Below are 10,323 nucleotides of genomic sequence, written 5' to 3' on the forward strand. Positions count from 1 at the left end.
TCTGTCAATCGCCATATTTCAAAGATTTTTACTCAACAAAACCTTAAGCTTACCAATCGTTACCACAAAAGAAAGCCAAAAAGCTTGAAGTCTAAAGATTTTAAAAAAGCGGTGGTTTTTCAAGAGATAGCCTTAACATAAGACAGAGTGATAGAAAGCTAAAAGCCCAAATATAAAGCCTAAAAAGGAGTGCTTAAGAAACTTATTTAAAGCCCCCTACTCAAAAGTAAGCTAGGGCTGTTTTGCTATTTTTCAGACTTACTAGAGTCGCTAATTTGTTTTTCAAACTCTTGTTGCAAGGCTTGTTGTTGCCTTTCTTTCTTTGAAAGGCGGCGTTTTTTCTTGGGCTTTTTCTCTTTTTTTGAAGAAGTCTCTGGCTCTTTTGAAGCTGTTTCTTTGAGCGTGTTAGCATTAGTCATAGAATCTAGATCCGAATTAGAAGCGTTCTGTGTCCTCTTAGAAGAGCTTATAAATTCAGGGCTATCAGTATAGTTTTGAAGCTCCCCACTGCTCCTCTTTTGAAACGCTGCCTTAGTGTCTTTCTCAGCTTGTTCTTCCATTTTCTTAAAAGTGGCTGCATCCAGTTTTCTAGCCTTTTCTTTTTGGCTCACCCTAACCATGCTGATCAAGTATTTGATATACCCATCATACATATCCCCAAACTGCTCATGCAAAGCCCCAAAATCCGAGCCTTTGTAAAGCCAGTTGAACAAAGGGAGTGAAAGCTCTGTCCCTAAATCTTTAAGCACATGCTTATAAAACTTTTCTCTGTCATTCACCACAAAAGAAACCTTACCATTCCTATGCTCATAATAACAAATCTTTTGCTCCACGCAATCTTCCAAGCTCCCCTTAAAGAAAGCTCCAAAAGCGGATAAATCGCCCTTACTCATCTTGGTTTCAGAATACTGGTTAAAATTCTTCACGCGCTCTTTTTCCAAATCAACCATGCTCTTTAAAACCCTCTTGCGGTCTTTTTTCACATTCCCTGTGGAGTTTTCAGAAAACATAACATTGGGATCAACTGTAGTGTTGATAGTGGCAGAATCCGTTTCTGCTCTCAACAAAAAAGTCGTAGCTACTAAAAAAAATAAAATCCGTTTCACACCAAACTCCTAACTAAAATATACAACTGCAACAAAAATAGATACTGTTCTTCATAAAAGCTCTCTTTTGAAATTTTCTTCTATTGATAAAAAACCACCTAGAATTCAAGCTGTTTTAGCCGTCTTAAAATACAGACTTTCAAAGGGTCTTTACTATTGGGTATGATACTATAAATATCCAAAAAATACAAACACTCCAAAAACTTTAACCCTAAAAATTTGAGACACTCTTTACAGCTAAGGGATTTTAAGAGTAGCAAGACCCACCCACCAAATAGATAGCCTCTATTTTAAGAGTCAACGTCCAAACGCTATGACAGAATTATAACAAAAAAAACGCCTTACACCCCCATAGCCAAAAGCTAGGGAGCTACGGCGTATTTTCACAAAAATCAAAAAAAGTTAGCACACCCTAAGCACTAATGCTTATGATGGCTTGGTTTTTTCCCTTTTTTTCCCTTTTTTTCCCTTTTTTTCATGATCATGAAAAGGGCCTTCGCATGTGCAATCATGCAAATCTAACCCCTCTTCACGATATTCTTTCATGGTCATTGTTTTCTTTTTGTTAGCAATCACTTCAAGAATTTCTTTTTTACGCTTGTTGCGATCTTCTTGGCTTAAAGAAGCCAAATTTTTATCCATCGCTTTCTTAAAATCCGCTTTATAATTTTTACGATCTTCTTCTTTCATCACTGCTAATCGCTTATTGATTTCTGCACGAAACTCTGGAACTTCGCTAGGAGCGACTTTCCCTGCTTGCTCCAATAGTTGCTTATCATCCATGCTCTTAAAATCACTCGCATTCAAAAAAAGCCCCAAAAAAGTCCCTGTAAATAATAAAGAAAACGCCAATTTTTTCATCAAATGCTCCCAATTCAAAAATAAAATGAAATCGCAAGGATTTTACCACCTACTCCATTAAAAATAACTTATATTCCTTATTCTCATCAAATATTGATAAACCTTATTTATTAACACTCTTTCATTTTTTTAAAAAATGGGATTTTGGTTACTTTGTTTTAATGCAAAACTAAGGGGATAGGGGTATTTTGAAATAGTTCCCCTACAACCCCAACTAAATCCCCCTAACCCAAGAAGATCGCTTTTTTAAGAGAATATCGGTTGCCTGACGCAAGCTCTTTCATTGCTTAATCTTTTAAAAAATGCCTTTGAACATTTTTACAATCAAAAACCTGTGCTGTTTTTTGATTAGATAGGCTGCTTGCGATGACTAGCACCACGCTATTGTTTAGTGAGTTTATGATAACGCTTTATAACGGCTTTAGCATAAGAAAAGAAAGTCATAAAAGGCCATAAAGAGCAAAAGCCCTTTTCTATGCCCCCCATAAGATTAACCCTAAAACACCTTAAAAGCTTACAATGTAACGCCAATAAAAGGCATAGGGGCGGTGGAAAGTGAATCTATAAGTAGTCCCTTCAGGAACATTATCCGCACTAGCGGTATAATAATTGTTGCGAATGGTTTGGATTTTCAAGCCAATTTCAAAACCTTGGTGTTTAGTGCCTAAGCGGATCCCGCCATTCACTAAGACCTGGAAATTTGATGGGTGAAAACTCCCTCTATATTCTTCAGCTAAGTCCTTAAAATAATAGTTTGTTGGACCCCAAGAGGTGCCACCAATCGCAACGCCCAAGAAAAACCCAAAATGCAAGTTCTCACGATTGAAAATAGCCGGGTTAAACAACACATCTGTGCCAGCCCCATAGCCAAACATGAAACTTTGAGAACCCTTGCGAGCGTCTCTCATGCCATAATCGTTATAAGTGTAATACTTATAATAAGAGCTTGCAAAATCAAAGAACCCGTAATAACGCATTCCAAATTGCGGGGATTTCTTGAAAAAATGCTTATACCCTACAACAAACCCAAAACCATTGATAGCGTATTGTTGGTTGCTCAAGCCCTTATACCCACGAGTCCCTAGAGCACCATGGGTAAGCCCTCCTGTGGGGTTTGACGCTGTGGGCATGTTGGGCGTGTTAGAGCCATAAGCCCCACTTTGATTACCATTACAATTGCTATTGGAACAATTTTGAGCGGTAGTGCTAAGCATACCTAACTGGTAATCAATCCCTATAAAAGCAGCATTTCTTTCACCTTTTTTCGTAGGGCTAGTCTTAATAGCTTTTTCTTGCTTGGAGGTCTCTGCTGACAACAAGCTCGTCATTGCTAGAGAGATAGCACCTACTATAACAGATTTCTTCATGTATTCCTTCCTTCTACATTTTCTCTATTTGAGTTCTAAATGCTACATTCTACTATAAAATTACTTTCTTTTTGATTAAATATAGCGATTGAATGAAAATAAATTGAAACAAAAATCAATTTTAGGAACTTTTTAGTAAAAATTCCTAAATCCTCTCACCTTTTTAGGCTAAAACTAAAACCTAACAGCCAATAGAGATCAAAGATGCTCTTTCACGCTCTCTAACACGCTCTTAAAGGCTTGCATGTCGTTCATCGCCATGTCTGCTAAAACCTTGCGGTCTAACTCAATGTTAGCCACTTTTAAAGCATGCATGAAGCGCGAATAACTTGTATCGTGCATCCTGCAAGCCGCATTGATCCTTACCACCCACAAACTCCTGAACTCTCTTTTCTTTTGTTTGCGATCCCTAAAGGCGTAATACATGCTCCTTTCAAGCTGTTCTTTAGCCTTTCTAAAATGCTTTCTTCTGCCACTATAAAACCCTCTAGCGAGTTTTAAGACTTTTTTATGGCGTCTTCTGCGCACAACGCCTGTTTTAACTCTCATTTCTTTACCTTTCTTTTTAAAATATTTTTAGGTGCGTTTTTCAAACGACTTTCCCTTAAATAAGGGGATTAACTCCACTTTCTAATCAGCATTCCTAAGCCCTGCAAAGCAACGACATGACAGAATGCGCGTTAGTGTGATGCACATGTTTTGGCGCGTTTAAATTGGCTTTACGCTTAGGGCTTTTTTTAGTCAAAATATGGCTTTTAAAAGCGCTACCACGCTTGATCAAGTTTTTTTTGACTTTGAAACGCTTAGATGCGCCGCGATTAGTCTTCATTTTTGGCATGATTTTCTCCTTTCATAAGGTTAATACGATTAAAAGGTGGGTTATTTTCTTTGGTTTTCTTTTCGTTTTTGGGGGCTTCTTTAGCCTTAGGCACAAACATCCACGAAACGAAACGCCCCTCGGTTTTTGGCTCTTTTTCAGGGTTGGCTAAATCCTCCATCATTGTTTGCACTCTCAAAAGCACATCAAGCCCGGCTTTTGAATTTTGACTCTCCCTACCCTTTAAAACCACTTTGAATTTGACATGCTTATTGGCTTCAATAAATTCTCTCGCATGCTTGACTTTATAGTTAATATCGTTTTGTGCGATTTGAGTGGAAAGCTTGATCTCTTTGATTTCAATTTGCTTTTGCTTTTTCTTGGCTTCCTTGATTTTCTTTTCATTTTGGTAGCGGAATTTATTATAATCCATCACCTTACACACGGGAGGTTTCGCGCTCGCTGAAATCAAAACCAAATCCAAGCCTAAATTTTGAGCGATTTTTAGCGCTTCTTTGGAAGAAATAATCCCATACACTTCACCATCATCGCCCACGCAACGCACTTCTTTAAAATTAATGTCTCCGTTTAACAACACTTCGCTTCTACTCAAAAACTAACCTCTTGCATCTTAGATTCAACCATGTTTAAAAACTCCTTTAAGGGCATTTTATATTGAGCTTGTTTTTCTCTGTCTCTAATGGATAAAATTTCGGTCTCCATTTCCTCATTCCCTAACACTAAAATCATAGGGATTTTTTGCTTTTCGGCTAAGCGCACCTTTTTATTCAAGCTGTCGTTTTTATCCAGCGCTTCTACAAAAATATCGCGCTTTTTTAATTCCTCTTTTAATTTCAAAGCAAAAACATGATGCTCTTCGTTAATAGGGATGAGAGCGATTTGAGTGGGCGCGACAAAGAAAGGGAAATTCCCCCCAAAATGTTCGCTCAAAATCGCAATAAACCTTTCAAACGAGCCTAAAATCGCTCTGTGGATCATCACCGGCTGTTCAGCGTGATTGTGTTCATTGGTGAAAGCGAGCTTGAAGCGTTCAGGCAAATTCATATCCACTTGAATCGTGCCGCACTGCCATTTACGCTTTAAAGCGTCAGTGATCTTAATGTCAATCTTAGGCCCATAGAAAGCCCCTCCCCCTTCATCAATCTTATAATCAATGCGGTGTTCTTTTAGGGCTTCTTTTAAAGCGTTAGTGGCCTTTTCCCAAACTTCATCATCGCCTATGGATTTAGCCGGCCTTGTGGATAATTCCATTTCATAGCTAAAATCAAACGCTTTCATGATTTTATGCGTGAAATCTAAAATCGCGCTCACTTCGCTTTGGATCTGTTCAAAAGAGCAAAAAATATGCGCATCGTCTTGGGTAAATTCCCTAACCCTTAAAAGCCCATGCAACACGCCGCTTTTTTCATGCCGATGCACCACGCCGTATTCATAAAATCTTAAGGGCAAATCTCTGTAACTGTGTAAAGCGCTTTGATAGACTTTAATATGCCCCACGCAATTCATAGGCTTTATGCCGTATTCTTGCTCATCAATCGTGGTGAAATACATGTTTTCTTTATAGTTGTCATAATGCCCGCTGATTTTCCACACATCGCTCTTTAAAATCTCAGGGCCTTTAACCGGCTCATAGCCTCTTAAAAGTAACGCCTTGCTCAATAAATCTTCAATGCGTTTCCTGAGCCTTGCCCCTTTAGGCAGCCATATCGGCAAGCCTGCCCCTATTTCATCATCAAAGCTAAAAAGCCCTAGCTCCACGCCCAGCTTTCTGTGATCTCGTTTTTTCGCTTCTTCTATTTGGAAAAGATAGTCTTTTAAGCCCTCTTTAGTGGCAAAAGCGATGCCATAGATTCTAATGAGCATTTCATTGTTTTCATCGCCACCCAAATAAGCCCCAGCCAATTTAGTGAGCTTGAAATGGTTTAAAAAACGGGTGTTTGGGAGGTGAGGCCCCTTACACAAATCTTCAAACTCGCCCTGTTGGTACACGCCAAACGCATCGCCACTGATTTTACTCATCACCGCATGCTTTAATTCATCGCCCTTAAAACGCTCCAAGGCTTGCTCTCTGGTTAAAGTCTCTTTAGTGATAGCGAGTTTCAACTTCGCAAACTCTTTCATTTTCGCTTCAATTTTAGGCAAATCCTCTTCGCTGATTTTTGAAGAAGTCTTGAAATCGTAATAAAACCCCTCTTCTACCACAGGGCCTACAAAAAATTTCGCGTCCGGATAAAGGGCTTTCAAGCTTTGTGCGAGCAAATGCGCGCATGAATGCCTGATCACTTCTAAAGCCAAAGGCGAATCATCAAAAAATATCGGCTCGCTCCCTTTTAACGCCTTGATCCCATCGCTCAGCCCTAAGACTTTCGCGCTCTCTAAATCTATTATTTGCTCGTCTTTATAAACGGCAATCAGTTCCGCACTCATTCTTTAAAACTTATATTTCCTTTCTTTAAACCTTAAAATTCAGCAATCTTTTGATCCAAACCCGCATTGCACTTGCGAATCCACTTTCTCAGCTTTAGGGTCGCTCATAGGCTTTAAACACGCTTGTAAAAATACCATACAAAACAAATTCAATAACAACCGCCTATACAAAACCACCCTTTCTATATTCAAAAATACCTAACTAATCGCCTATTATACAATAAAATCATAAACCAAAAAGAATACACCCCTATTAGAAAGCTTAGAATACAAACTAGCTCAAACTAAAGCTCTATCATGCTATCATTATTATATTTTATGTTTTAAGAGACTTAATGATAATTTTAAGGGAGTTTTGTGCGATATATCAAGTTTTTCAAAGAGTTGAACAATAAGAACGTGAATCTGGTTGGGGGCAAGAACGCTAGCATTGGCGAGATGTTTCAAGAATTAGTGCCAATTGGGATTAAAGTGCCTGATGGCTTTGCGATCACGAGCGAAGCGTATTGGTATCTTTTGGAGCAAGGGGGGGCTAAACAAAAGATCATAGAGCTTTTAGAAAATGTTGATGCCACCGAAATTGATGTGTTAAAAATCCGCTCCAAACAAATCAGAGAGCTTATTTTTGGCACGCCTTTTCCTAGCGATTTGAGAGATGAGATTTTTCAAGCTTATGAAATTTTAAGCCGACAATACGACATGAAAGAAGCCGATGTGGCGGTAAGGAGTTCCGCTACTGCAGAAGACTTGCCGGACGCTTCTTTTGCCGGGCAACAAGACACTTATTTAAACATTAAGGGCAAAACAGAATTGATCCACTATATCAAATCCTGTTTGGCGTCGCTTTTTACCGACAGAGCGATTAGCTATAGAGCGAGTCGTGGGTTTGATCATCTAAAAGTCGCGCTGAGCGTGGGGGTGCAAAAAATGGTGCGAGCGGATAAAGGCAGCGCGGGCGTGATGTTTTCTATTGACACTGAAACCGGTTTTAAAGACGCGGTGTTTATCACTTCAGCGTGGGGGTTGGGCGAAAATGTGGTGGGCGGCACGATAAACCCTGATGAATTTTATGTGTTTAAGCCCACTTTAGAGCAAAACAAACGCCCCATTATCAAACGCCAACTCGGCAATAAAACGCAAAAAATGGTCTATGCCCCAAGGGGTAGCGAACACCCCACCAGAAACATTAAAACCACCAAAAAAGAATGGCAATCCTTTTCATTGAGCGATGAAGACGTGCTGATTTTAGCCAAATACGCCATTGAAATTGAAAAACATTACTCTAAAGAAGCCAAACAATACCGCCCTATGGATATAGAATGGGCTAAAGATGGCGATAGCGGGGAAATCTTTATCGTTCAAGCGCGCCCTGAAACCGTTCAAAGCCAAAAAAGTAAAGAAGAAAATCAAGTCTTTGAAAAATTCAAATTCAAAAACCCTAACGAAAAAAAAGAAATTATCTTGCAAGGCAGAGCGATTGGGAGTAAAATCGGATCAGGGAAAGTGCGCATCATCAATGATTTGGAGCATATGAATTCTTTTAAAGAGGGCGAAATTTTAGTTACCGATAACACCGACCCAGACTGGGAGCCTTGCATGAAAAAAGCGAGTGCGGTTATCACCAATCGTGGGGGGCGCACTTGCCATGCCGCTATTGTGGCTAGAGAAATTGGCGTGCCGGCCATTGTTGGGGTGAGCGGGGCGACTGATAGCCTTTATACCGGCATGGAAATCACGGTTTCTTGCGCTGAGGGCGAAGAGGGCTATGTGTATGCAGGCATTTATGAGCATGAAATTGAAAGGGTGGAGCTTTCTAACATGCAAGAAACTCAAACAAAAATTTACATCAATATTGGAAACCCTGAAAAAGCCTTTAGCTTTTCTCAACTCCCTAATCACGGCGTAGGGCTGGCCAGAATGGAAATGATTATTTTAAATCAAATCAAAGCCCACCCCTTAGCTTTAGTGGATTTGCACCACAAAAAAAGCATGAAAGAAAAAAATGAAATTGAAAACCTCATGGCAGGCTATGCTAACCCTAAGGATTTTTTTGTGAAAAAAATCGCTGAAGGCATTGGCATGATCAGCGCGGCGTTTTACCCTAAACCTGTCATTGTAAGGACTAGCGATTTCAAATCCAACGAATACATGCGCATGCTTGGCGGCTCTAGCTATGAACCTAATGAAGAAAACCCCATGCTTGGTTATAGGGGGGCTAGTCGGTATTATTCAGAAAGTTATAATGAAGCGTTTTCATGGGAATGTGAAGCCTTAGCGCTAGTAAGGGAAGAAATGGGCTTAACGAACATGAAAGTGATGATCCCCTTTTTGCGAACCATTGAAGAGGGTAAAAAAGTCCTAGAAATCTTAAGAAAAAACAATTTAGAATCCGGTAAAAACGGGCTTGAAATTTATATCATGTGTGAATTGCCGGTGAATGTCATTTTGGCTGATGATTTCTTGAGCTTGTTTGATGGCTTTTCTATTGGATCAAACGATTTAACCCAGCTCACTTTAGGCGTGGATAGAGACAGCGAGTTAGTCAGCCATGTCTTTGATGAAAGGAATGAAGCGATGCTAAAAATGTTTAAAAAAGCGATTGAAGCTTGTAAAAGGCACAACAAATATTGCGGGATTTGCGGGCAAGCCCCAAGCGATTACCCTGAAGTAACAGAGTTTTTAGTCAAAGAGGGCATCACTTCCATTTCTTTAAACCCTGATAGCGTGATCCCCACTTGGAACGCTGTAGCCAAGTTAGAAAAAGAGTTGAAAGAACATGGCTTAACTTGATAATAAATGGGTTAATTTAACTTGAGTGGGTTTTTTCGTATTAGTTTCCATGATATAATTTTGAAAGGTGAGATTGTTTTTTGAAAAAAGGTTGGTAATGGAATCAGTAAAAACAGGAAAAACAAATAAGGTTGGCAAGAACACAGAGACAGCTAACGCAAAGGCAAATAAAGAGACTCATTTTAAACAAGCGAGCGCCATTACAAATATGATCAGATCAATTGGTGGGTTTTTTACAAAGATCGCAAAGAAAGTTAGAGGACTTGTAAAAAAACACCCCAAGAAAAGCAGGGCGGCATTAGTAGTATTGACCCATGTTGCGTGCAGGAAAGCAAAAAAATTAGACGATAAAGTCCAGGATAAATCCAAACAAGCTGAAAAAGAGAATCAAATCAATTGGTGGAAATATTCAGGATTAACAATAGCGGCAAGTTTATTATTAGCCGCTTGTAGCGCTGGTGATACTGATAAACAGATAGAGTTAGAACAAGAAAAACAGAAGGCAAATAAGAGTGGGATAGAGTTAGAACAAGAAAGACAGAAAACAAATAAGAGTGAAATAGAGTTAGAACAAGAAAGACAGAAAACAAACAAGAGTGGGATAGAACTCGCTAATAGTCAAATAAAAGCAGAACAAGAAAGACAAAAGACAGAACAAGAAAAACAAAAAGCAAATAAGAGTGAGATAGAGTTAGAACAGCAAAAACAAAAGACAATTAATACACAAAGAGATTTGATTAAAGAACAGAAAGATTTCATTAAAGAAACAGAACAAAATTGCCAAGAAAAACATGGCCAATTGTTTATTAAAAAAGCAAGAATTAAGACCGGTATTACTACTGGTATTGCTATAGAAATAGAAGCTGAATGCAAAACCCCTAAACCCACAAAAACCAATCAAACCCCTATCCAGCCAAAACACCTCCCAAACTCT

Annotated in this window: 10 protein-coding genes and 1 pseudogene; 3 read left to right on the top strand and 8 right to left on the bottom strand. The window is 39.1% G+C overall.

What is annotated here, in order from left to right:
• Positions 1-245: 245 nt before the first annotated feature.
• Positions 246-1,106, bottom strand: coding sequence for a hypothetical protein (locus G6069_RS00815; protein ID WP_197293077.1), 861 nt, complete (start codon positions 1,104-1,106; stop codon positions 246-248).
• Between G6069_RS00815 and G6069_RS08170 the strand changes: the two are divergent.
• A pseudogene (locus G6069_RS08170) lies at positions 1,030-1,225 on the top strand (hypothetical protein). The gene G6069_RS00815 and the pseudogene G6069_RS08170 overlap by 77 nt on opposite strands.
• A 307-nt stretch (positions 1,226-1,532) precedes the next feature.
• Here G6069_RS08170 and G6069_RS00820 read toward each other — a convergent pair.
• The 7 genes from G6069_RS00820 to G6069_RS00850 form a co-directional block, all read right to left on the bottom strand.
• On the bottom strand, positions 1,533-1,967 hold the full coding sequence (locus tag G6069_RS00820; RefSeq protein ID WP_108507245.1) for a DUF1104 domain-containing protein: 435 nt from the start codon (positions 1,965-1,967) through the stop codon (positions 1,533-1,535).
• A 506-nt stretch (positions 1,968-2,473) separates the two neighbouring features.
• Positions 2,474-3,334: an outer membrane protein gene (locus G6069_RS00825; RefSeq protein WP_197293078.1), complete on the bottom strand. Its 861-nt coding sequence runs from the start codon at positions 3,332-3,334 to the stop codon at positions 2,474-2,476.
• A gap of 198 nt (positions 3,335-3,532) precedes the next feature.
• Positions 3,533-3,883: a 50S ribosomal protein L20 gene (gene rplT / locus G6069_RS00830; RefSeq protein ID WP_001264156.1), complete on the bottom strand. Its 351-nt coding sequence runs from the start codon at positions 3,881-3,883 to the stop codon at positions 3,533-3,535.
• A gap of 94 nt (positions 3,884-3,977) precedes the next feature.
• Positions 3,978-4,172, bottom strand: a complete 195-nt coding sequence (gene rpmI / locus G6069_RS00835) for a 50S ribosomal protein L35 (protein ID WP_001125542.1) — start codon at positions 4,170-4,172, stop codon at positions 3,978-3,980.
• The gene (infC, locus tag G6069_RS00840) at positions 4,153-4,764 is read right to left on the bottom strand and encodes a translation initiation factor IF-3 (protein ID WP_000091337.1); all 612 of its coding nucleotides are present in this window, start codon (positions 4,762-4,764) and stop codon (positions 4,153-4,155) included. The genes rpmI and infC overlap by 20 nt, the downstream gene beginning before the upstream one ends.
• A complete protein-coding gene (gene thrS / locus G6069_RS00845) occupies positions 4,761-6,599 on the bottom strand; it encodes a threonine--tRNA ligase (protein WP_079369622.1) in 1,839 nt (612 codons plus the stop codon). The genes infC and thrS overlap by 4 nt, the downstream gene beginning before the upstream one ends.
• A gap of 39 nt (positions 6,600-6,638) precedes the next feature.
• Positions 6,639-6,791 carry a hypothetical protein gene (locus G6069_RS00850; RefSeq protein ID WP_001872558.1) on the bottom strand — a complete coding sequence of 51 codons (153 nt, stop codon included), beginning with the start codon at positions 6,789-6,791 and terminating at the stop codon, positions 6,639-6,641.
• A gap of 165 nt (positions 6,792-6,956) precedes the next feature.
• Here G6069_RS00850 and ppsA point away from each other — a divergent pair, with 165 nt between their 5' ends.
• The gene (gene ppsA / locus G6069_RS00855; RefSeq protein WP_197293079.1) at positions 6,957-9,389 is read left to right on the top strand and encodes a pyruvate, water dikinase; all 2,433 of its coding nucleotides are present in this window, start codon (positions 6,957-6,959) and stop codon (positions 9,387-9,389) included.
• A gap of 97 nt (positions 9,390-9,486) precedes the next feature.
• A partial coding sequence (locus G6069_RS00860) for a DUF874 family protein (RefSeq protein WP_197293080.1) occupies positions 9,487-10,323 on the top strand: 837 nt, incomplete at its 3' end.

Source organism: Helicobacter pylori (assembly GCF_017594925.1).
Taxonomy (GTDB): Bacteria; Campylobacterota; Campylobacteria; order Campylobacterales; family Helicobacteraceae; genus Helicobacter; species Helicobacter pylori_DP.

Bases quoted from the DNA above. Each gene is read 5' to 3' on its own strand.
- G6069_RS00820 (WP_108507245.1), bottom strand. From the start codon at position 1,967: ATGAAAAAATTGGCGTTTTCTTTATTATTTACAGGGACTTTTTTGGGG.
- G6069_RS00825 (WP_197293078.1), bottom strand. From the start codon at position 3,334: ATGAAGAAATCTGTTATAGTAGGTGCTATCTCTCTAGCAATGACGAGC.
- rplT (WP_001264156.1), bottom strand. From the start codon at position 3,883: ATGAGAGTTAAAACAGGCGTTGTGCGCAGAAGACGCCATAAAAAAGTC.
- rpmI (WP_001125542.1), bottom strand. From the start codon at position 4,172: ATGCCAAAAATGAAGACTAATCGCGGCGCATCTAAGCGTTTCAAAGTC.
- thrS (WP_079369622.1), bottom strand. From the start codon at position 6,599: ATGAGTGCGGAACTGATTGCCGTTTATAAAGACGAGCAAATAATAGAT.